This is a genomic window from Streptomyces sp. NPDC031379, assembly GCF_055569615.1.
Genome location: NZ_JBVIIT010000011.1, coordinates 1 through 23,201, shown reverse-complemented (window position 1 = coordinate 23,201; position 23,201 = coordinate 1). Strand labels below are relative to the sequence as shown.

Annotated in this window: 14 protein-coding genes; 4 read left to right on the top strand and 10 right to left on the bottom strand. The window is 69.7% G+C overall.

Annotation, left to right across the window (positions count from 1 at the left end; all coding sequences use genetic code 11):
- Positions 1-38 precede the first annotated feature (38 nt).
- The 4 genes from ACZ5CW_RS17495 to ACZ5CW_RS17480 form a co-directional block, all read right to left on the bottom strand.
- On the bottom strand, positions 39-464 hold the full coding sequence (locus tag ACZ5CW_RS17495) for a hypothetical protein (RefSeq protein WP_468602117.1): 426 nt from the start codon (positions 462-464) through the stop codon (positions 39-41).
- Positions 465-628: 164 nt separating this feature from the next.
- Entirely contained in the window at positions 629-1,735 is a 1,107-nt protein-coding gene (gene proB, locus ACZ5CW_RS17490) for a glutamate 5-kinase (RefSeq protein ID WP_468602115.1), read from the bottom strand.
- A gap of 183 nt (positions 1,736-1,918) precedes the next feature.
- Positions 1,919-2,443, bottom strand: a complete 525-nt coding sequence (locus ACZ5CW_RS17485) for a hypothetical protein (RefSeq protein ID WP_468602113.1) — start codon at positions 2,441-2,443, stop codon at positions 1,919-1,921.
- 117 nt (positions 2,444-2,560) lie between these two features.
- Entirely contained in the window at positions 2,561-9,019 is a 6,459-nt protein-coding gene (locus ACZ5CW_RS17480) for an RHS repeat domain-containing protein (protein WP_468602111.1), read from the bottom strand.
- A gap of 437 nt (positions 9,020-9,456) precedes the next feature.
- On the opposite strand from ACZ5CW_RS17480, the gene ACZ5CW_RS17475 reads away from it, so the two are divergent.
- Positions 9,457-10,554, top strand: coding sequence for a phage baseplate protein (locus ACZ5CW_RS17475; protein WP_468602109.1), 1,098 nt, complete (start codon positions 9,457-9,459; stop codon positions 10,552-10,554).
- 94 nt (positions 10,555-10,648) lie between these two features.
- A complete protein-coding gene (locus ACZ5CW_RS17470) occupies positions 10,649-11,374 on the top strand; it encodes a L,D-transpeptidase family protein (protein WP_468602107.1) in 726 nt (241 codons plus the stop codon).
- A gap of 16 nt (positions 11,375-11,390) precedes the next feature.
- Here ACZ5CW_RS17470 and galE read toward each other — a convergent pair whose 3' ends face one another.
- Positions 11,391-12,362, bottom strand: coding sequence for a UDP-glucose 4-epimerase GalE (galE, locus tag ACZ5CW_RS17465; protein WP_468602105.1), 972 nt, complete (start codon positions 12,360-12,362; stop codon positions 11,391-11,393).
- Positions 12,363-12,700: 338 nt separating this feature from the next.
- On the opposite strand from galE, the gene ACZ5CW_RS17460 reads away from it, so the two are divergent.
- Together ACZ5CW_RS17460 and ACZ5CW_RS17455 are read left to right on the top strand one after the other, a co-directional pair.
- Positions 12,701-14,932 carry a bifunctional glycosyltransferase/CDP-glycerol:glycerophosphate glycerophosphotransferase gene (locus ACZ5CW_RS17460; protein ID WP_468602103.1) on the top strand — a complete coding sequence of 744 codons (2,232 nt, stop codon included), beginning with the start codon at positions 12,701-12,703 and terminating at the stop codon, positions 14,930-14,932.
- 24 nt (positions 14,933-14,956) lie between these two features.
- Positions 14,957-18,517 carry a bifunctional glycosyltransferase/CDP-glycerol:glycerophosphate glycerophosphotransferase gene (locus ACZ5CW_RS17455; protein WP_468602101.1) on the top strand — a complete coding sequence of 1,187 codons (3,561 nt, stop codon included), beginning with the start codon at positions 14,957-14,959 and terminating at the stop codon, positions 18,515-18,517.
- A 121-nt stretch (positions 18,518-18,638) separates the two neighbouring features.
- Here ACZ5CW_RS17455 and ACZ5CW_RS17450 read toward each other — a convergent pair whose 3' ends face one another.
- The 5 genes from ACZ5CW_RS17450 to ACZ5CW_RS17430 all read right to left on the bottom strand — a co-directional run.
- Entirely contained in the window at positions 18,639-19,727 is a 1,089-nt protein-coding gene (locus ACZ5CW_RS17450) for a glycosyltransferase family 2 protein (RefSeq protein ID WP_468602099.1), read from the bottom strand.
- Between the two features lie 210 nt (positions 19,728-19,937).
- Positions 19,938-21,383, bottom strand: a complete 1,446-nt coding sequence (gene obgE / locus ACZ5CW_RS17445) for a GTPase ObgE (protein ID WP_468602097.1) — start codon at positions 21,381-21,383, stop codon at positions 19,938-19,940.
- A gap of 119 nt (positions 21,384-21,502) precedes the next feature.
- A complete protein-coding gene (gene rpmA / locus ACZ5CW_RS17440; protein WP_356180782.1) occupies positions 21,503-21,757 on the bottom strand; it encodes a 50S ribosomal protein L27 in 255 nt (84 codons plus the stop codon).
- Positions 21,758-21,771: 14 nt separating this feature from the next.
- Positions 21,772-22,092: a 50S ribosomal protein L21 gene (gene rplU / locus ACZ5CW_RS17435; protein ID WP_468602095.1), complete on the bottom strand. Its 321-nt coding sequence runs from the start codon at positions 22,090-22,092 to the stop codon at positions 21,772-21,774.
- A 188-nt stretch (positions 22,093-22,280) separates the two neighbouring features.
- Positions 22,281-23,201 (bottom strand): iron-containing alcohol dehydrogenase family protein (locus ACZ5CW_RS17430; RefSeq protein WP_468602093.1); only part of this gene is annotated, 921 nt, incomplete at its 5' end.

Sequence of the window (23,201 nt, the reverse complement as noted above, 5' to 3'; positions counted from 1 at the left end):
ACGCATGATCCACATGCGTCCGGCCGAACCTATCGGGGTCAGAAGGGGTGGACGCCGACGGGGGTGGCGGGGGCCGGACCGTACCCCGCGGCTATGCGCTGGTGGTAGGTCTCCCGGTCGATGACCTCCAGGCCGACGATCTCCCAGGCGGGCAGTCCGGAGGTCTGCCGGTGCTCGCCCCACAGGCGCAGCGCCACGGCTGCGGCGTCGTGCAGGTCGCGGGCCTCTTCCCAGTAGCGGATCTCCGCGTGGTCGGTCGCGTATCTGCTGGTCAGCAGGAAGGGGTGGTCGTGGGCGAGCTGCTCCAGGGCTCTGCGCAGTTCCGGGAGCGGGACGTCCTCGCCGGAGACGCTGAGGGTGACATGCCACAGCCGGGGCAGGTCCTTGGGCTCCTCGTAGGTGTCCCCGGCCGCGACGCTCGTCAGAGCACCGCGGGACGCCGCCCCAGGGCGCACTCGTCTCACGACGGCCTCCTTAACGCTCGCACGGCCTCTTGACGGAACGTGTCCCTTCAACATGTCCCCGAGACAAAGTTGAGCAGGCCGCAGGGCTCCGCGTGGTGGTTTTACGGAACGTCCCCCACCGGGGGCGGTCCTTACGCCCCGCTTTACGAGCGGTTCTACGAACGTCACGCGTGCAGGAGCACCAGGTCGTCCCTGTGTACGACCTCGCGTTCGTACGCCGGGCCCAGGTCGCGAGCCAGCTCGCGGGTCGAACGCCCGATCAGCAGGGGGATCTCCTTGGCGTCGAAGTTGACGAGTCCCCGGGCCACCGCGTGGCCCGTCGCGTCCCGTAGCTCGACCGGGTCGCCGGCGCTGAACTCGCCCTCCACGGCGGCGATTCCGGCGGGCAGCAGCGACTTGCGGCCCTTGACGACCGCGTCCACCGCCCCGTCGTCCAGGATCAGCGCGCCCTGCGGGGTGGAGGCGTGCTGGAGCCACAGGAGCCGGTCGGCGGAGCGCTTGCCGGTGGGGTGGAAGTAGGTGCCGGTGTCGCCGCCGGCGAGCGCCTCGGCGGCGTGGACGGCACTGGTCAGCACCACCGGGATACCGGCGGCGGCCGCGATGCGGGCGGCCTCGACCTTGGTGACCATGCCACCGGTGCCGACGCCGGCCTTGCCCGCGCTGCCGATCTCGACACCGGCGAGGTCGCCGGGGCCCTTCACCTCCGCTATCCGGGAGGTGCCGGGCTTGCTGGGGTCGCCGTCGTAGACGCCGTCGATGTCGGAGAGCAGGACCAGCAGGTCGGCGTGGACGAGGTGGGCGACGAGGGCGGCGAGGCGGTCGTTGTCGCCGAAGCGGATCTCGTCGGTGGCGACGGTGTCGTTCTCGTTGACGATCGGGAAGGCGCCCATCGCGAGCAGCTTGTCGAGGGTGCGGGAGGCGTTGCGGTGGTGGGCGCGGCGGCTCATATCGTCGCTGGTCAGCAGCACCTGGCCGACGCGGACGCCGTAGCGGGCGAAGGAGGCGGTGTAGCGGGCGACGAGCAGTCCCTGGCCGACGCTGGCGGCGGCCTGCTGCCGGGCGAGGTCCTTGGGGCGGCGGCGCAGGCCCAGCGGGGCGAGACCGGCGGCGATGGCGCCGGAGGAGACCAGGACGATCTCCCGCTCTCCTCCGCTGCGGATCTTGGCGAGGACGTCGACGAGCGCGTCGACGCGGTCGGCGTCGAGGCCGCCCGCGGCGGTGGTCAGGGAGGAGGACCCCACCTTGACGACGATCCTGCGGGCCTCACTCACGGCCTGCCTTGCCCTTGCCACCTGCGGTCCCTTCACGAACGTCTGCCACGGTGGGCTGTCCGGAACGCAATGTACGCGACGGGGAGCCGTCCGTGCTCGCCGGTCCGGTGCGCGGACGGAGGTGTACCGGCCGGGCGGGGACGCCGGGCGGCCTCACCGGGGCGACGGTCCGGGAAGATGTGCTCACGCTGTCAGGAGTACCGCGAAGGTCACGACGATCGCGAGAACCAGAACGCCTTCGGCGACGCCCCAGGCCGCCTTGGACGAGGTGCCGGAGGTGCCCGGGTCCGGGCCGCGCCGGCGGCCCGCCTCGATGGTCTCGATCACCCGCTGCTTGCGGCCGCCCGCCGGCCATCCCGCGTAGGCGTCCAGTCTGACCCTGCTGCCGTCGCGCAGCACGAGCCGGGGCCCCTCACCCCACTCCCAGGTGAGGCGCTCGATGTCCGGCCAGCCGATGTGCCACGTGCGGAACCTGTTACGGACGAGCAGGCCCTCCTCCACCACGCGCACCGTGGGGGCCAGAGCCAGGCGCCACACCGGCACCAGTCCCATGACCGCCAGCATCAGGAAGGGGTAGATCCGCCAGTGCTCCCGCCCGGCCACCTCCCGGGCCAGCTCCCCGCACAGAGCGGCCCAGACGAGCGCCGCGGAAGCCCAGAACAAGGTCTTCGCACGCCACCTGCCCAGGGGTGCCACGGTGCGTGCCACGCCTTCTCACCATCCTTGTTCGGTGTTTCGTCGTATGCGGGCGGAGACGGGCGGGGGGGGGGGGGGGGGGGGGGGGGGGGGGGGGGGGGGGGGGGGGCCCCCCCCCCCCCCCTGACCCTAGAACCAGCTCGACACGGTGTCCCAGGCCCCTCGGACCTTGGTCGCCACCGTTCGGCCCACGGTGGGCAGCTCCTTGGCCGCCAGTCCGCCGACGCCGGTGAACACTATGCCGTCGAGCGCCAGCCCGCCCAGCTGGTTGAGACAGGCGTGCGTCCCCTCGTTGCCGCAGGCGTCCGCCACCAGCCCGACACGAGCGACGACTCCGACCAGGGCGGCGGCCCCGGCACCCACGGCCAGGCCGGCGCACACGGGTGTGGCGACGCCGGCGCTGCCCGCTTCACAGCCGACGGCCGCGGCCATGAGGATCTCCGACACCTCCATCGCGCCGGTGTTGATGCTGTCGAGTGTGTCGGCGTGGTCGTGTGCCCATCCGGCGATGCCGCCGCTCGAGGCGGTGACCGTATCCCGGCATTCGGAGGCCTCCGCCCCCTTGTCCACGCAGCCCTTGAACTCCCGGGCCAGCTGCAGCTTGTCGGGGTCGATCTTCACGGCCAGGAAGTGGTCCCAGCTGCCGTACGACGGCTTGTAGCCCAGCCCGTTCTTGGAGTCGGTCAGCCACTGGTACGTCTTGTTGTCGACCGTTCCGAGGCCCTTGACCTTCTTGCTGCCCTTCGAAGCGTGGTGCTTGGTCTTGGTCGTCTTGATGGTGCCGTCGTGGTTGTGCTTCGGGCAGGCCGGGTCGTTGCCACCGCAGGCGAGGCCCAGGCCCGAGGGGTCGCTGTACAGGACGGGGTTGTTGTCGGCGTAGCTGTAGGCGGACAGGTTCTGTGGATCGGTCTGGTCGTTCAGTTCGTCCGGGCTGATGAACCGGCCCAGTGACGGGTCGTACATCCGGGCGCCGAGGATGGTCAAGGACGTGCTGTCGTCCTCCGGCTTGCCGAGGAATCCGCGGTCGAGGCCGGCCGGCAGGTCTCCGCTGCCCGGGTTGCGCTCCTTGCCGAACGGTGTGTAGCGGCGCCGGGTGACCGCACCGCCCATGCCGATCAGCAGGGCCGTGGACGCCTGCGCGTCGTTCATCAGCCAGGTCAGCTTGCCGTTCGCCGAGCCGTCGCCCTGGCGCATGGCGACGGTGGTGCCGGCGGCGCTGTACAGACGCGTCGCCTTGACCCCCTCACCGGTGCCGTTGGTCTTGTGCAGTTCCTGGCCGTCGAGGTACAGGACGTTCTCCGCCGGCGAGGTGCGCAGCAGGACGTTGCCGTCGGTGTCGTAGACGTAGGTCGAGACCTCGTCGCCGCCCTGCTTGTGCTGGGTGATGCTGCCGACCCGGTTCTGGGCGTTCCAGGCGATCGACGACGGGACGCCGTTCACCGTGCGGGTGTCCATCTGGCCCGACGCGTTGTAGGTGAAGCTGTCGGACCCTGCCTGGGTCACCGCGTGCGGATGGGCCTTGCCGGCGGTGTACGTGGAGCCGTCGGCGCTGTAACCGGGGTAGGTGTACTTCTTCGTCGTCGAACCGGTGGCCGTCGTGTCCTTGACGGACATCAGGTTGCCGAGGTCGTCGTAGGTGTACGCCTGGTCGTAGGGGTCGAGGCTGCTGCTCAGGTCCGGTGTGGCCGCGCCCGAGCAGCCGTCGGTGGCCTCGGTGGTCCACCCGTGGGTGAGCCGGTTCAGCTCGTCGTACGTGTAGCACTCGCTCTGCTTGGCCACGGCGTCCGTGATACCGGTGATCTGGCCGCCGAGATCGCGCGTGTAGGTGTCGTCCTGCGCGGTCTTGGTGGTGCTGCCGGTCGTCACGGTGGTCTTGACGTTGAACAGCGCGCCGCTGCCGTTGGTGTCGTCGTAGGCGTAGGCGCGGTTCGCCGTGGCGTCCGTGCCGCCGCTCGTGCCGTAGGCGCGGCCGTTGAGTCGGCCCAGGCGGTCGAAGCCGATGTTCGACTGGTAGGTGGCGAGCGTCGAGGAGACCTTGGACGGCAGTCCCTGGTCGGTGTAGGTGGTGGTGACGGTCTCCGCGGGCAGCTGTCCGACCGCCAGGTCGCCCACCTTGGGGTAGGTGACCGACGTCAGGTGGTCGGCGAGGTCGTAGCCGTAGTCGAACTTGTAGGTACCGGCGAGACCGGACCCGTCGTCGGGGACGGTGTAGGTCTTGCTCTCGGCACGACCGCGCGCGTCGTAGCTGCTGACGGCCTGGGTGTAGGCCTTGCCGTTCACATACGTCGTCGACCTGGCCGGCAGGCCCACACCGCCGGTGGCGGAGTCGTAGTCCCACTGCGACAGGAGGGTGCTGCCCTGGGCGGTCGTCTGCGAGAGGCTCTTCTGCCGCTGGAGGTGGTCGTACCCGTACGTCAGCGTCGTGCCGTTGCTGGTGCTGGTGCTCACCTTGCCGTTCTCGTCGTACGTGGTCGACGACGATCCGGCGTCGGGATCGGTGACCGAGGTCCGGTCACCGGCCCAGTTGTAGCCGTAGGTGCTGACGTTCCCCTTGGTGTCCGTGATCGTCTTCAGCTTGCCGCTGCGCGTGTACACGTACGACGTGGTGACCGCCCCGATCGGGCCGTGCTGGACGGTCTTCGTGGTCTGTCCGAAGACGTCCGTGTAGGTGTCGGTGCGCTCACCGGTGGCGGGGACCGTGGTGGTGTAGTCGCCGAAGTAGTACGTGTGGGTGTGGCCCGACGCCTGCGCGACTCCGTTGACCAGGGTCTGGGTCTCCGTGGTGCGGCCGGCCCAGTCGATGACCGGGTCGGTGTAGGAGGGCAGGTCGGCCACGGTGGGCAGGACCATGCCGTCGACGCCGGCCTTACCGGAGTTGTAGAACGTCGCGGAGGTGCCCGTGACGTTGCCCGACGTGTCGTAACGGGTGGAGACCACGTCACGGCCGGTGCCGTCCGGCGCCGTCGTCTGGGTCTCGCGGGTGCGGCCCAGGCCGTCGAGGTACAGGTAGGAATTGACGTACGTGGTGCCGGACTGCAGCACGCCGGTGGTCACCCTGGCCGGGCCGGTCACCGTGTCGGGCACGCCGTCGGTGTTGGTTCCGGTCGGGATGTCGTAGGCGAACTGCATCGACGGGTTGCCGCTGGGGTAGTTGCCGATCTCCGTCGCCTTGAAGACCTGGCTGGTGCGGCCCACGGAGTCGAGGACGATCCGCGTGGTGTGGCCGTTGGCGTCGAGGATGCGGTACGGCGTTCCCCACAGGCGCGAGGACCAGGTGGTGGTGGACTGCGGCGTGGCCGGGCCGTTGGCGGCCGGACTGTTGTCGTCCGGGTCGGGTGTGGTCACCGTGACGCCGTCGGTCGGCCAGGTCGTGTTCGGCGAGTAGGTCGTGGTGGTCTTCTGGTTCTTGCCGTCGTAGGTGGCGACGACGCGGCCCGCGCCGTCGTAGTCCGTGCGGGTCTTCCGGGCGTTCGCCGCGGTGGCGTCCGTGTAGACGTCCTGCTCGGTGGCGTTGGCGTCGGTCAGCTTGGTGTCGTTGTCCGCGACCGAGGTCGCCCCGTCGTACAGCGTCACCTTGTAGGAGTCCTGGTTGGCCGAGGTGCGGTCGGCGCAGTCGGCGGCGTAGTGGCGCTCCTCGTCCTGGAAGACCATCCAGCGCTTGACGTCGGAGTCCGGGAAGGTCGAGGTGTTGTACGCGCGGCCGTACGTGGTGCACCGGTTGTCGTCGGTGCTGACCTGGCCCCAGTCGTTGGTGCGCATGGGCAGGCCGTAGACGGTGCTGGCGGCCTCGGTGTCGTCGTACTCGTCCTTGACCACGTGCTGGCGCCAGCCGGTGGAGACCAGGTCGTCGGTCGTGGTCTTGCTCTCGCGGACGAAGCGGGCGTCGGGCAGGCCTTCGTACTGGGCGGTGTCGTGGACCCAGTACTCCTTGCGGACGCGCTGGTGCGAGTTGCCGTCGCCGTCGCGTTCGGAACTCTCCAGGGTCCGCCCGGCCAGCCAGGCCGAGTCCGTCCAGGCGTCGCCGTAGCCGTCGGTGACCTGGACGCTGCGGGTGGCGGAGCTGTCCGTCTTGGAGGTGCGGTCGCCGTCCAGGCCCCGGTAGAGCCAGTAGTAGGTGGAGGCGGCGTTGCTCTTGGTCCCGGTGAAGACCTCGACCTGCGGGTAGCCGCGCCAGTCGGACCAGGTCTCGTCGGCGTCCGGGCTCAGCGGGTCGTTGGTGAACCGCCAGCCGGCGCCACCGTGGTACTCGTACCGGGTCGTCATGACCGGGTCACCGTCGCTGTTGGCGCCCTTTCCGACGCCGGGGTCCTCCGAGACCTCGGTGACCAGGTACTTCTTGAACCAGCCGGTCGTCGGGCCCGAGTCGCCCTCGGGCGTCCACTTCTGCCAGAAGCAGTCCTTGGTGTTGGACGCCTCGCTGGGCAGGCTGTTGATGTCGCAGGCGTCCGGCTGGCCGTAGGTGACGCTGGTGACCGAGCCCAGGTCGCCGTAGACCTTGGTGACGCGGCGGAAGTTGAGGGTGGACTTGCCGACCTGGTTGTCGAGCCACTCACCGTTGAAGTTGATGGTGGGCAGGCGCAGGTCGGGGCCGTCGCCGTAGCCCTTGCGCTGGACGTAGTCGAGCCAGAGGGTCTTGCCCACGGAACCGGAGGGATCGGGCAGGCCGTACTTCATCTGGTACTGCATCGCGGGGTCCCACGTCGTACCGCCGTCGTTGCTGACGTACGTCTTGATGTCCCACAGCATGTCGGTGGTGAAGAACGTGGGGTAGTACGTCTTGCCCGCGCAGTCCTCGCCGTTCGCGGGTCCGCGGCAGATCAGGTCGGTGGGGACGTCCGGGTAGGAGGCGGGCTTCTCCGACAGGGCCGGGCAGGCCGGGGGCTCCGTGCCCAGCGGGTCGTCGTAGCTCATCCGCTCCACGCACCGGCCCACGTGCGACAGCTCGACCTTGGCGGGCAGCTTCGCCCCGGGGATCTGGGCGGCCCAGCCGTACTCGATCCTCGCCAGGTAGCCGGCCCGGTCGTACACGCGCGCCTTGTCGGTGTTGATGACCGAGCGGTAGTAGTTCGTGTCCTTGTCGTAGAAGTAGGCGTTCTCGACCTCGTTGGGGTCGACGACGCGGTCCAGGTTCCAGCGCCAGGCCTGGGTGCAGGGCTCGGGGAACGTGGCGTGGCAGGGCTCGCCCTCGTCGTCGCCGGCCACCGGGACGGTCAGCACGGAGTGGGTGGCGGAGTCGTCGCGCTCGCTGCGGCCCCAGCCGAAGTAGTAGCGCATGCCGTCCTGGGAGGAGATCACCCAGTACTCGTCGTCGGAGCCGTGGCCGCCGGTGAGGTGCTGCACGCGCCAGCCCGGGTCGTCCTGCACGTGGTAGGAGCCGGTGCCGTTGCCGTCCTGGATGAGGGCCGAGTCGACGCCGTTGAGGCTGATGGTGTACTCGGCGCCGTCCGGCTCCAGGCTGTGGTTGGGCGACTGCCAGCACATGTCGCCGACCGTGTTGTTGACGTCCTGCGAGCAGTTCCGGTACTTCCGCTCGATGTAGCCGACGTTCAGGTCCCAGCCGATGCCCGCCCAAGAGGCCTGGTTGTTGGTCGCGGAGGTGCGGCCGTCGACCGACTGGGAGTTGTAGGAGAGCGACAGGTCCGGGGTCGCGCCGAACGGCGCCTTCGGCACGGTGATCGGCAGGTCGTAGGTGAACGCCCCGGAACCGGTCGAGACGTCCCACTTGCCGCTCGGGCTGAGCGTGGAGGCCCGGTAGTCACCGGTCTCCGACGAGGAGCCGGTCGTCACCGCGGTCACCGTCGAGGTGGTGGCCGCCGCCATCATGGCGGTGCCGAGCTTCGGGGTGGCGGACGCGGTCGTCGTCGCGGGGTCGGCGTCGGCGTACACCGTCGACGTCAGCGTGCCGGTCTTCACGTCGTTGTGGACCGGGAGGTAGCGGCGGGTGTCCGGCGAGCAGCCGCGCTTCTTCGGCGTGGTGAGCGCGCACGCGGGCATCTGGACCAGGCGCAGCCGGGAGGCGAAGTCGCCGCCGTAGGCGTTCTTGAAGGCGGAGTAGTCGAGGGTGACACCGACCGGCCCGGGAGCGGGCTTTCCGTCCTTGCGGGTCAGGCGCAGCGCCATGCCGACGCCGCCGATCGCCTTGATCTTCGCGCGGTCGAGGACCTGCACGTCCACGTCGGCGGGAGCGGCGGCGGACGGGGAGACGGCGAGTCCCCCGCCCTGGGCGAGGGCGTCCTTGGCGGCCTTCTGCCCGCGCGCGAACGCGGACTGCGGAGGCTGTCCCGCGGCACGGACCTGGGCGGCCGTCGGGGTCTGCACCGACACCACGGCGGACTTCGCCGCCGCGCTGCCGGCCCTGGCGTCGAGGACGGCGCCGGCCGGGGTCACGGCCTTGGCGGCGCCCGGCTTGGCCTGCGAGAGGTCGACCCGGGCCGTCACCCCCTTCGGCCAGGAAACCTTCGGCGCCTTGGTCATGGTCGGCTCCGCCTGCTGACCGGGCGCGTCAGCGCCCTTGTGCGCAGGCACGCTGACGGTCTCGTCCTTCGGCTTGGCCACGGCGACGGCCGCGGCGAACGCCGGAGCGGACATGAGTCCTGACAGCAACACACCGGAGACCGCTACGACGAAGCCGCGTCTGTACGACGCACGCATCACGAACCCCCACCCTCCCGGCCGAAAATCGACCACACACGGTCAAAAAGGAGCGGGCTCGCGTTGCGGAGGCAGCACAAAGCCAACACATGGCGAACACACGCAGGCCGGAGATTTACCAGAACCTGCATCGCAACATTTCCGACGAAGAGGGCCGCCGACGCCCAAACATCCCTGCCGCCTTGGGTGAAGTTTTAATCGGCCATGGGCAACGGAATATCTAGTTCCGTCGTCCCTTTCGCGATCGATTCCGGGGTGCTTAAATGACCCGCCAGCAATCCAGCCAGCTCCCCCTTGGCACGGCTTGTCCCATTTGCATGCCTAAGGCGCGGACAACGGCGCTTTCTCTTTGATCCAGGGGGGCTTCCATCACCATGCTCGATCGCAGACGCTTTCTGCGCACGGCCGGCGCCGTCGTCGGAGCGGCGGCCGTTCCCGCTGTCGCCGTCGGGGTGGCCCAGGGCGTCGCGCACTCCCGCACCGCGTCGCAGCAGGACACCACGCCGGGCTCCGTGCCCGCCGGCAAGCGGTTCGACCTGACCAAACCCTCCACCGCGCTGCTGCGTGAGGTGCAGTTGGGCAGCACCCGCGTGCTGCAGTCCTTCGCCTTCGACAACACCCGCGGGCACCTGTTCACCGTGCAGCTGGTCGATGCCGGGCTCCAGCTGCCGGGTGAGACGCAGACCTACTCGGGGCCCGATCGCGAGGCCAACGGCGACCTGTGCCTGACCCGTCTCGACACATCCGGGCGGATTCTCGGCACCATGTATCTCCGCGGATTCGGGCACGGCGTTCAGATCGGGGTCGAATCCACCACTTCCGGCACTTATCTGTGGACGGAAACACATAATGTCCGCACCGCGAATTCCGACGGCACCTTCACCGGGTGGGGCGACCGGCTCGGCCGGTTCGAATTCGCCAACGGAACCGTGCTCACCGCGGGCTCCCCCGCACTCACCCAGTACACCCTGGAAAGCGGCGTCGACCGCACCACCTGTGCCATCGACCCGGTGAACAACCGGCTCGCGGTCCGCTGCCGCGTCGGCGGCGCCTTCCGGTTCCGCCTGTACGACCTCGCCGCCTTCAAGGCCGGCGGCCGCACCACCCTCGCCGACGTCGCCCAGCCCGCCGACCTCCAGCCCGGCTACAGCGACACCTTCCAGGGCTTCACGAGCTTCGCCGGCTACCTCTACCTCCTGGCCGGCTCGCAGTACGGCAAGGACGGCTCCGTCTCCCCGGACGGCAACACCTTCATCACGTCCGTGGACTGGAACACCGGCACCGTCGCCGAGCAGAAGCTCACCAAGGCCGGATACACCCTCTCCTACCGCGAACCCGAGGGCATGGCCATCCAGGTCCCCGACCCGGGCAACCCGCAGGCGGTGCGGCTGTGCAGCGGCTTCTCCTCCTACACGTCCGACACGGACCAGCGCAAGAAGGCCAGCATCTACTACAAGGACGTGCTGGTCTGAGAACGGACGCGCCGGTCCGACACCGGACGCGCCGTTCTGATCCTGCGACACGGCGGTACCGGTCTGTTGCGAACGGTCTGCGACCATGGAACCCATGCGGAGCAGAGGTTCGATACGGGCCGCCGTCGCGGCGGCCTGCGGTGCGTTGTCGGTGATGTCCCTTACGGCGTGCGGCGGTTCGGGCCACGACACCGCCGCACGCGACCGGGCGGACGACGCACAGCCGCGGAAGACCGTCCTGAAGCGCGTACCCGGCATCGGGGACCGGTTGTGGGAACGCGTCCCGGCGGACTCACGCCAGGTGGTCGCCGTGTACGGGGCGGGCAGGAACTCCCCCGACTCCACCGTCGCCCTCTTCACCAGGCACGGCTCCGTCTGGAAGCAGGAGCGCTCCTGGACCGCGCACAACGGGCGCAAGGGCTGGACGACGGACCATCACGAGGGGGACCTGCGCAGCCCGGTGGGGGTGTTCACGCTGAGCGACGCGGGCGGTGTGCTCGCCGCGCCGGGCGTCAGGCTCCCGTACACCCGGTCCGCGGCGTTCCAGGCCCCGCGCTACTGGAAGAAGCCGTACTGGCACGACTTCGACTACGTCATCGCCATCGACTACAACCGCGTCAAGGGCACCTCGCCCAACGACCCGACCCGGCCGCAGGGCCAGTCGAAGGGCGGCAGCATCTGGCTGCACATGGACCACGGCAGCGGCACATCGGCGTGTGTCAGCCAGTCCAAGCCGGACATGGAGTACCTGCTGCGCACCCTCGACCCCGGACTCCACCCTGTCGTGGTGATGGGAGACAGGGCGGAGCTGAAGGCCTGACGGCGTGGGCGCGGGATCAGGCGTGCCGGTGGCGCCACCCCGACCAGGCGGACTCGATCATGTCGTCCAGGCCGAGACGGGCGGTCCAGTCCAGCTCCGCGTGGATGCGGTCCGCCGACGCGACCACCCTCGCCGGGTCTCCGGGGCGGCGGTCGGTCACCTCGGGCGGCAGCTGCTCGTTGCCGGTCACCTTCAGGATGCGGTCCACCATCTGCCGGACCGAGCTGCCCTCGCCCCGGCCGATGTTGAGGACGAGGGAGGTCCCCTCCGGGGCCTCTCGCAGTCGTGCCGCGGCGGCCTGGTGGGCGGAGGCGATGTCCTGGACGTGAATGTAGTCACGTACGCAGGTGCCGTCGGGGGTGGCGTAGTCGTCGCCGAAGATCCGGGGCGCCTCGCCGGCCTCGAGCCGCTCGAACACCATGGGGATGAGATTGAAGACACCCGCGTCGGACAGCTCCGGGGCGGCGGCACCGGCCACGTTGAAGTAGCGCAGCGACACGGCCCGGATCCCGTGGGCCTTGGCGGCGGCGTCGATCAGCCACTCGCCGATCAGCTTCGTCTCGCCGTAGGGGCTCATGGGGGCGCAGGGGGTGTCCTCGGTCACGAGGTCGACGTCCGGCATGCCGTAGACGGCCGCGGACGAGGAGAAGACGATCCGGCCGACACCGGTGGCCGCCATCGCCTCCAGCAGGGTCTGCAGACCGGTGACGTTCTCCCGGTAGTAGTGGAGGGGCCGCTCCACCGACTCCCCCACCTGCTTCTTGGCTGCGATGTGCACCACACCCGTCACGGCATGGTCACGAATCGTCCGCTCCAGGAGAGCCTGGTCCAGCACACTGCCCACGACCAACGGGACATCGCTGGGCACCCGGTCGGTGCTGCCGGTCGACAGGTCGTCGTACACGACCACGCGCTCGCCGCTCTCCGTCATGGCGCGCACCACATGCGCACCGATGTACCCGGCGCCGCCCGTGACCAGCCAGCTCATTCCCGTGCCTCCTCGGTCTCCGTCAGTGGACAGCAGACTCGTCCATGGGCTGCGGAAAATCGAGTCGGGCCATTTCGGACAACAACGGCAAAAAGCCGCAGGGGTGACGGAGGGGAGGTAACCGCTCCGCCGATCCGGATGGAAGAATGTCCCGGGACAGTGGAGGTAAGGTCTCAGCGACTGTTCCGTGACCCGACCGCCCCGGCTACCTTGCTCACGGAAACTTCAAGTGAATCCTTTACGCTGATGCGACGGCGCGCTGCAGGCCCGTCGGCGGGCGGAGCGTGCTCTGGCCTCGGCCCACGCTCACGTGATCAGTCTCGGAACAGGTTGTAAGGATGCCCAGACTCTCTCTCGTCATCCCTGTCTACAAGGTGCAGGGCTACCTCACCGAGTGCCTGGACTCGGTGCTCGGGCAGGACTACACGGACTTCGAGGTCATCGCGGTCGACGACTGCTCGCCGGACGGTTCGGGCGCCATTCTCGATGAGTACGCGGAGCGGGACACGCGCATTCACGTGATTCACCTCACGGAGAACGTGGGGCTGGGGCGCGCGCGCAACGCGGGCATGGAGAAGGTTCAGGGCGACTACGTACTGTTCCTGGACAGCGACGACACTCTGACCGACGGCGCGCTGCGGGCGATAGCCGAGCGGCTGGAAGCCGCCGGAGACCCCGAGATACTCGTCTACGACTACGCGCGCAGCTACTGGGACGGCCGGGTCCGCCCCAACCAGCGCGCCGAACTCCTCCAGCCCGACGGCCCGGAGGCGTTCCCGCTCTCCGAGCGGCCGCAGCTGCTGAACCTGCTGCAGATCGTCTGGAACAAGGCCTACCGCCGGGACTTCGTCACCGCCAACGGCCTCACCTTCCCGCCCGGCTACTACGAGGACGCCCCCTGGACGTTCTGCTCCATGATCAGCGCCGAGCGCATCGCGGTGCTGAACCGGGTCTGCGTGATGTACCGCCAGCGCCGCGAGGGCGGCAACATCCTGAAGACGGTCAGCCGTAAGCACTTCGACGTCTTCGACCAGTACCGCCGGGTCTTCGACTACCTCGACGCCCACCCCGGGCTCGACGAGTGGCGCGGGCCGCTGTTCCGCAAGATGGTCGACCACTTCCTGACCATCCTGGAGCGGCCCGACCGCCTGCCTGCGGACGCGCGGGCGGAGTTCTTCCACCTCGCCTCCGCGGACTACCGCGCCCGGCTCCCCGAGGGCTTCCAGCGGCCGGGCGGAGGCCGCGGCCACAAGTACGCGATGCTGGAGAAGGACGCGTACACCGCCATGGCCGGCGCCACCGTCGCCGTGAAGCTCCGCAAGGCGGTCAAGACCCGCACCCGCACCGCCATCAACCGGTCCAAGCGCAGCGCGATGGGCGTCTTCTACCAGTCGCAGCTCCGGCTGCCGCTGGACGAGAACCTGGCGCTCTTCTCCGCCTACTGGAGCCGCAGCGTCTCCTGCAACCCGGCGGCCATCGACGCCGAACTCGCCCGGCTCGCCCCGCACATCCGCCGTGTCTGGGCCGTCCGGCCGGAGGCGGTGGACCGGGTGCCCGAGGGCGTGAGCTACGTCCGGGTCGGCTCCAAGGAGTACTGGGCGGCGCTCGCGCGCGCCAAGTACCTGGTCAACAACGTGAACTTCGCCGACAGCGTGGTCAAGCGCGAGGGCCAGGTCCATCTGCAGACCCACCACGGCACTCCGCTGAAGACCATGGGTCTGGACCAGCGCAAGTACCCCGCCTCGACGGACATGGACTTCGACAAGCTCCTGGAGCGCTGCGACCGCTGGGACTACAGCATCAGTTCCAACCGCTTCTCCACCGCCGTCTGGGAGCGGGTGTACCCGTGCTCCTACGTCTCGCTGGAGACCGGTTACCCGCGCAACGACGTCCTCGTCAACGGCACGTCCGAGGACGTGCGCCGGGCCCGCGCGGCACTGGGTCTCGCCGACGGCACCAAGGCGTTCCTGTACATGCCCACGCACCGCGAGTACCAGCCCGGCTTCGTGCCGAGCCTCGACCTCGCCCGCCTCGCCGACGAGCTGGGGCCCGACGTGACCCTGCTGGTGCGCGGCCACTACTTCTACGGCAGCTCGCCCCACGTGGCCGAGCTGCGCCGCAGCGGGCGGATCGTCGACGTGTCGGGACACGCCCAGGTGGAGGAGCTGTACCTCGCCGCGGACGCGCTGATCACGGACTACTCCTCCGCGATGTTCGACTACGCCGTCCTCGACCGGCCGATCATCGTCTACGCGCCCGACTGGGACATCTACTCCGCCGTGCGCGGCACCTACTTCAACCTGCTCCAGGAGTCGCCGGGCGCGGTGGCCACCTCGCAGGCCGAGCTGATCCACCTGCTCGGATCGGACGAGTATCGCGGGAAGGACGCGGACGAGCGCCGCGCCGCCTTCCGTCGTCGGTTCTGCGAGTTCGACGACGGGCGCGCAGCCGAACGCGTGGTACGACGCGTCTTCCTCGGTGAGACGCAGCCGTTGCCCTTCGTGCCGTTCGCAGAGCGTTCCCACGCACCCGCCCCCGCCCAGGCGCTCGCAGCCGTCGAGCGGGCCTGACCCCCGACAAGGAGATCGACAAGCATGGCCCCTCGGCTCAGTGTCATCGTCCCCATGTACGACGTCGAGCACTATCTGCCGGCCTGTCTCGACTCGCTGGCGGCGCAGACGTTCGAGGACTTCGAGGTCCTGATGGTGGACGACGGTTCACCCGACGGCTCCGCGGCGATAGCCGAGTCCTACGCGGCGCGCGACCCGCGGTTCCGGCTGATCCGCAAGGAGAACGGAGGCCTTGGGGCCGCCCGCAACACCGGTATCGCCCAGATGTCCCCCGAGGCGGAGTTCCTGACGTTCGTCGACAGCGACGACCTCATCCCGCCGGACGCCTACCGTCTGATGGTGGGCAGCCTCGACGAGACCGGCTCCGACTTCGCCACCGGTAACGTCTTCCACCTCAAGGGCGAGAAGACCTGGCAGGTCCCGCTGATGCGGATGCTCGCGGGCGAGGCACGCCAGCGCACCCACATCGCCGAGTACGCCAAGCTCGTCGCCGACCGAATAGCCTGCAACAAGGTGTTCCGCCGGACGTTCTGGGAGAAGCACGGCTTCGCCTTCCCCGAGGGCCGCCTGTACGAGGACACGCCCGTCACCATGCGGGCGCACTACCTCGCCGACGCCGTCGACGTGATCTCCGAGCCCTGCTACTACTGGCGGCTGCGCGAGGGGGAGTCCGCCCCCTCCATCACGCAGCGCCGTACCGACCCGGCCGGTGTGCGCGACCGCGTCACCTCCGTGCTGGAGATCAGCGACTTCCTGGGCAAGCAGTCCGGCGAGACCTTCGCCCGTCTCAAGCAGGAGTACGACACCCGGGTCCTCGTGGACGACCTGCGGCTGTTCCTCAACGTGGTGCCCGACGGCGACGAGGAGTACCGCGCCGAGTTCGTGCGGTCGGCCAACCGCTTCATGGACCACATCGACCCCAAGGTCGTGATGGCCCTGCCGACCCACCTGCGGGTGCAGTGGCTGCTGGTCCGCAAGCACCAGCTCGACGAGCTGATCACCCTGCTCGCCTCGCAGCGGCGCAAGGAGGCCATCGAGGTCAGCGGCCTGGTCCGCAAGTACGCCTCCTTCCCGGCCCTGGCCGGCGCCGACCTGGACGTCCCGCGCAAGGCACTGCGCATCGACCAGGACCTGCGCATGCGGGCTCCGCTGCAGGACGTCAGCTGGTCCGAGGGCAAGCTGGTTCTGTCCGGGCACGCCTGGATCGACAAGATCGACCTGCCCTCGAAGCGTTCGTCGGTCAAGGTCCTGCAGCTGCGCAAGGACAAGTCCCGCCGCCGCTCCGTGCTGCCCGCACGGAACGTGGAGTCCCCGGAGCGCACCACCGACTCCGGCCAGGACCGGTACAACTACGACTGGGCCGGCTGGGAGGTCACGCTCGACCCGGCGAAGCTGCGCAAGGGCGGTGAGTGGCAGGAGGGCCTGTGGCACGTGGGCCTCGGCCTGTACGCGTCCGGCCTGGTGCGCCGGGCCGCCGTGCAGTCCTCCGGCGGTGCCGCCTGCAACTTCCCGCCGTACCGCTGGCTGAGCCCCGACTTCCGGATGCTGCCGTCGGTCGAGCGCGGCGCGCTCAAGCTGCGCATCGAGAAGGTCCGCGCGCTGATCACCGGCTGGACGCTGGAGGGCGACCGGCTGCGGGTGACCGGCGACATCCGGGTTCCCCTGGCGGCGGGCGAGCGCGTGACGCTGCGGGTGAAGAACCAGAAGGGCGCCGAGGTCCACGACTACCCGGTCGACGTGACCGAGGACGGCGGCACCCGCCGGTTCTCGGTCCAGGTCCCGGTGGCCGACGTGGCGCTGCTCTTCCACGAGGGCGTGGACGCCCTGGCCCAGCCCGAGAAGCGCGTCTGGTCCACGGTGCTGGTCGCCACGGACCCGAAGGGCACCGAGCGCACGTTCAGCACGGTGATGCAGGAGGGCGTGGCCGACGGGCGGTTCAACCTGCCCGCTTCGCTGGGCACGCATGCCGAGCTGTGTGAACTGGCCGTGATCGGCGGCCACAACGGCTATCTCAAGCTGGCCGGCCGCACCCGGCGGGCCGTGATCGACCGGGTGGACCTGAAGGACGGCCGGATCACCATCGCCGCCCGCACCGACGCCCGGCTCACCGGCGCCCGGCTGCTGATCAAGCCCCGAGCGCGGTTCGAGGAACGCTTCGTGGAGCCGCGCTGGTCCGAGGACGGCCGCTTCGAGGTCGCCTTCGACCCCTCCACGCTCGGCGGCAACGGCAACGTGCCGCTGCGCGCGGGCCGTTGGAACCTCTTCCTGCGCCCGGCCGACGGCAGCGCCGACGTGCCCTTCGTCACCGACCGCCTCGCGGCGGCGCAGTTCCCGCTCCGTGCCGACCTCGGTGGCCGCCGCTACTGGCTGGAGAACCGCTGGGCCGACTTCCCGCAGCTGAACTGCCGTTCCGAACTCGACGACCTCGAGCGCGGCCCGTTCCGGCAGCGGCAGCTGCGCCAGGAGGTGTACGCGCCCCTGCAGCAGCAGCCGCTGAAGGACCAGGTCTTCTACCTCAGCTACAACGGCAAGCAGTTCTCCGACAGCCCGCGGGCGATGTACGAGGAGCTGAAGAGCCGCAACAGCAGTCTCAAGCACCTGTGGGCCGTGCGTGACGGCCAGGTCATCCTGCCCGAGGGCGTGGAGCGGGTGCGGATGTGGGGCCGCGAGTGGTACGAGGCGCTGGCCTCCAGCCGCTACATCGTCACCAACGGCCACCTGCCGGACTGGATCGAGCGGCGCCCCGGCCAGGTCATCGTCCAGACCTGGCACGGCACGATGCTGAAGAAGATCGGCCACGACATCGACACGCTGCACTTCGACCGCCGCTACCAGGAGAAGCTGGCGCTGGAGGCGAAGCAGTGGAGCATGGTGGTGTCCTCCAACCGCTTCAGCACGCCGATCCTGAAGCGCGCCTTCTCCTATGACGGGGAGATCCTGGAGGCGGGTTACCCCCGCAACGACTACCTGTACTCCCCGGACAAGGACGCCATCGCCGACCGGGTGAAGAAGCAGCTCGGCCTGCCGGAGGGCAAGAAGGTCGTGCTGTACGCCCCGACGTGGCGGGACGACCAGGCGCACAGCCAGGGCCAGTACCTGTTCGACCTGCGGATCGACATCGAGGACGCGCAGCGGCGTCTGGGCGACGACCACGTCCTGCTCATCCGCCGCCACTCCAACGTCGTGGACGCGGTGCCCGGGGCCGGGAACGGCTTCGTGTGGGACGTGTCGGAGTACCCGGACATCGCCGAGCTGTACCTGGCGGCCGACATCATGATCACGGACTACTCGTCGGTCATGTTCGACTACGCCCACCTGAAGCGCCCGATGCTCTTCTTCACCTACGACCTGGAGCACTACCGGGACACCCTGCGCGGCTTCTACTTCGACTTCGAGCAGGACTCGCCCGGTCCGCTGGTCTTCACCTCGAAGGAGCTGATCGACGCGATCCGGGACATCGACCAGGTGTCCGTCGAGTACCAGGACCGCTTCGACCGCTTCCACCACCTGTTCTGCGACCTGGACGACGGCCAGGCCTCGGAGCGGGTCGTGAACCGGATGCTGGAGCAGGCCAAGGAGCTGTGAGCGAGCGTCGAAAGGGCGGGGCCCGGAGGAGTTCTCCTCCGGGCCCCGCCCTTTTGCCCCATGGGCCTTTCCTGTGCCGTCCGGGCCCCGCCTTCGCCGTCCGGGAGAGTCCGGGAGCCCGTCAACGCCCGCGGCGCAGACGGCGTTTGACGCCCTTGAGCACACGGGCGGGCGTATACCGGCCGAGCCCCTCGCGCGGCCGGGACGGCGCGGCGGCGGGCGCGGGCTGCGGCTCCGGCTTCGGCTCGGGCCTGGGGACCAGGGTCGTGAGGGCGGTGAGTTCCTCGACGAGCCCCTGGGAGATCAGCAGACAGCGCAGCCGGGACAGCGGCGGCAGCTGCTCCACGAGCGCCTGCGGCATGTAGTCGCGCAGCAGGCCCGCGGCCAGCTTCACGTGCAGGCCGCGCGTCTCCTCGGGCAGGTCGGCGAAGCGGCCGTCGAAGCGGCCGAGGATCTCCAGGGTGAGCCAGCGGTACAGCAGCTTGTTGCGCCGGCCGCCGGCCGGGACCTGCGCCACGACGACGTTCAGTACGTCACGCACGTTCGCGTAGAACGGGGCCGCGTCCGGGACCTCCTGGGTGAGGTGCGGGAAGTCGTCGCGGCGGACCAGGTAGTAGCAGTCGTAGTCGGACACGACGGAGATCGACCGGGCGTGCAGGTAGGCGGGCACGACGAAGACCTGTTCCTCGGCCAGCCGGATGCCCTCCGCGAAGCGCAGTCCGTGCTCCTCGACCAGCGAGCGGCGGAAGAGCTTGTGCGCGGTCAGGGACCACACGCCCTTGGAGGTGAAGATGTCACCCCCGTCCACGTTCGCCCGGAACGGGGTGACCGGGGCCTTGCGCCCCACCCCCTTGATCTTCCCGAGCACCACGTCGGAGTCGTTGCGCTCGGCGGCGGCGACCATGCGTTCCAGCGCCTCGGTGCCCAGATGGTCGTCGGGGTCGGCGAAGAACAGGAACTCGCCCTCGGCCATCTTGATGGCCCGGTTGCGCGGACCGCCCGGCGCGCCGGAGTTCTCCTGGTGCACCACCCGGACCCGGCCGGGGTGGCGCTCCGCCCACGAGTCGAGCAGATCGCCGCTGCCGTCGGTGGAACCGTCGTCCACCGCGACGATCTCGAGCCGCTCGAACCCGATCGACTGGCCGGCGATGGACCGCAAGCACTCCGGCAGGTGGTCGACCGCGTTGTAGACCGGAATGATCACGGACACTACAGGTCGGTTGTCGGGCGCGGAGCCCATATGCACTTCCCCCATGGAACACGACGTGCAGCGGATGAGGAGCGCCGGTCGGAGGCTCCTCACCCGCATCGGTCATGTCACCGTATCGCCACCCGGCCGTCGACTCGGTTTCATTCGTACGGCGGTTGACGCAAAGTGCTGTAAAGGTGCTGTAACAGCCGAAGTACCGTCCGGGGGCGGCTAGAAGGGCTCGAAGCCGTCGAACTCCCGCTCCGACTCGTCGCGTTCGGCCTGCCGGTCCCTACGGCGCTGCGCCGCGGGCCGAGGCTCCTCGAGACGGTGGTCCTCGCCACGGCGGCCCAGCATCTCCGCACCGGCCATGACCGTCGGCTCCCAGTCGAAGACGACCGCGTTCTCCTCCGGGCCGATGGCCACGCCGTCACCGGAGCGGGCGCCCGCCTTCATCAACCGCTCTTCCACACCGAGGCGGTTGAGACGGTCGGCGAGGTAGCCGACGGCCTCGTCGTTGTTGAAGTCGGTCTGGCGGACCCAGCGTTCGGGCTTCTCGCCGCGCACCCGGAACAGCGGCTCGCCGTCGACCTCCTCGCGGGTGACGGTGAAGCCCGCGTCGTCCACGGCCTTGGGCCGGATGACGATCCGCGTCGCCTCCTCCTTCGGCTTGGCGGCGCGCGCCTTGGCGACCAGCTCGCCGAGCGCGAAGGACAGCTCCCGCAGCCCGATGTGGGCGACGGCCGACACCTCGAAGACGCGGTAGCCGCGCGCCTCCAGGTCGGGGCGGACCATCTCGGCGAGGTCCTTGCCGTCGGGCACGTCGACCTTGTTCAGGACGACCATCCGGGGCCGGTTGTCGAGGCCGCCGTACTGCCGCAGCTCCTCCTCGATGATGTCGAGGTCGGAGAGGGGGTCGCGGTCGGACTCCAGGGTGGCGGTGTCCAGCACGTGCACCAGCACGCTGCAGCGCTCCACGTGCCGCAGGAACTCCAGGCCGAGGCCCCTGCCCTGGCTGGCGCCGGGGATGAGACCGGGCACGTCGGCGATGGTGTAGACCGTCGAACCGGCGGTGACGACGCCCAGGTTCGGCACCAGCGTCGTGAAGGGGTAGTCGGCGATCTTCGGCTTGGCCGCGCTGAGCACGGAGATCAGCGAGGACTTGCCGGCGCTCGGGTAGCCGACCAGGGCCACGTCGGCGACGGTCTTCAGCTCCAGCACGATGTCCTGGAGGTCCCCGGGCTCGCCGAGCAGCGCGAAGCCGGGCGCCTTGCGGCGGGCGGAGGCCAGCGCCGCGTTGCCGAGGCCGCCCCGGCCGCCCTGTGCGGCGACGTACGACGTCCCCTGGCCGACCAGGTCCGCGAGGACGTTGCCCGCCTTGTCCAGCACGACCGTGCCGTCCGGCACCGGCAGGACCAGGTCCTGGCCGTCCTTGCCGGAGCGGTTGCCGCCCTCGCCGGGCTTGCCGTTGGTGGCCTTGCGGTGCGGGGAGTGGTGGTAGTCGAGAAGCGTGGTCACCGACTGGTCGACGGTCAGGATGACGTCACCGCCCCGCCCGCCGTTGCCGCCGTCCGGGCCGCCGAGCGGCTTGAACTTCTCGCGGTGGACGGAGGCACAGCCGTGACCTCCGTTACCCGCGGCGACGTGCAGCTCGACGCGGTCCACGAAGGTGGTCATGGTTCAGTGCCTCCAGAAAGTGCGGGTGTTTCTCTCTCAACGCGCGAAAGGCGGACCCGCCTTCCCTCCCGGGAAGTGAGGTCCGCCTCGCGAAAGCGTTCGGTGCTGAATCAGGCGATTCAGGCGACCGGAACGATGTTCACGACCTTGCGGCCACGGTGGGTACCGAACTCCACCGAACCGGCCTGCAGGGCGAACAGCGTGTCGTCGCCGCCACGGCCGACACCGGCGCCGGGGTGGAAGTGGGTGCCGCGCTGGCGGACCAGGATCTCACCCGCGTTCACGACCTGACCGCCGAAGCGCTTCACGCCGAGCCGCTGGGCATTGGAGTCGCGACCGTTCCGGGTGGACGATGCGCCCTTCTTGTGTGCCATTTCTCCTCAGTCCCTTACTTCGCAGCCGCGGGGATCGACGTGACCTTGATCGCCGTGTACTGCTGGCGGTGGCCCTGACGACGGCGGTAGCCGGTCTTGTTCTTGTAGCGCAGAATGTCGATCTTCTGGCCCTTGTGGTGGTCCACGATCTCGGCCTGGACCTTGATACCGGCCAGCACCCACGGGTCGCTGGTCACGGAGTCGCCGTCGACAACGAGCAGGGTCGAGAGCTCGACCGTGTCGCCAACCTTGGCAGTGGAAATCTTGTCAACCTCAACGATGTCGCCGACAGCAACCTTGTGCTGGCGACCACCGCTGCGCACGATGGCGTACACGCGGATCTCACTTTCGCTCGAAGAAACGGCACCCCCGCAGGCCAGCCGCCCAGAACGACCAGGGGCGACCTCTCCCGGCCAACCGTGTGCCCGGGAGGAAGAGGTTTACGGGGATGTGGCGTGCTCAGTGGACACGCCGACGGTCAAGGTTACGGGCCCGGACCGTAGGGGTCAAACCGGGCCCCTGCTCAGCCGGCGACCGCGGCCGCGTAGGCCGCGTACGCCCTCCTGATGCCCTCCGGTGGCAGCCCGAGGTGCTCCAGGACCGTGTAGCGGCCGGGCCGGGTCTCCGGCGCGAACTCCACGGCACGGACGAACTCCTCGTCGCTGAACCCGATCTCCTGCGCCACCACCGGCAGCCCGTGCCGGCGGAGCGCCTCGGCCATCAGCAGGGAGCCTTCGGCGTCGCCCCGCAGATGCGTGGCGAAGGCGGCGCCGAGGCCCACCTGCTCACCGTGGCTCGCCGCCCGCCCGGGGTACAGCAGGTCGAGCGCGTGGCTGATCTCGTGGCAGGCGCCGGAGGACGGGCGGGTGTGCCCGGCGATCGACATGGCGATGCCGGACAGCACGAGCCCCTCGGACAGCACGGTGAGGAACCCGTCGTCGCCGCATCCGCCGGGGTGCCGGAGCACGGCCTCGCCGGCCTGGCGCGCCATCGCGGCGGCGAGGCCGTCGATCTGCTCTCCGTTGACCCGGTTCGCCAGCTCCCAGTCCGCGACCGCGGAGATGTTGGACAGGGCGTCGCCGATGCCCGCGCGCACGAAACGCATCGGCGCCTCGCGGATCACGTCCAGGTCGATGACGAGGGCGATGGGCGTCGGCACCCCGTAGGAGCCGCGACCCGCGTCGTTGTCCAGGATGGAGACGGGCGAGCAGATGCCGTCGTGGGAGAGGTTGGTGGCGACGGCGACCATGGGCAGGCCGATGCGTGCCGCCGAGTACTTCGCGCAGTCGATGATCTTGCCGCCGCCGAGGCCCACGACCGCGTCGTAGCGCCCGGACTTCATCCGGTCCGCCAGCCGGACCGCGTCGTCCAGCGTGCCGCCGCCCACCTCGTACCAGGTCGCCCCGGGCAGCGAGGGCGCCAGACGCTCGCGCAGCCGGGCGCC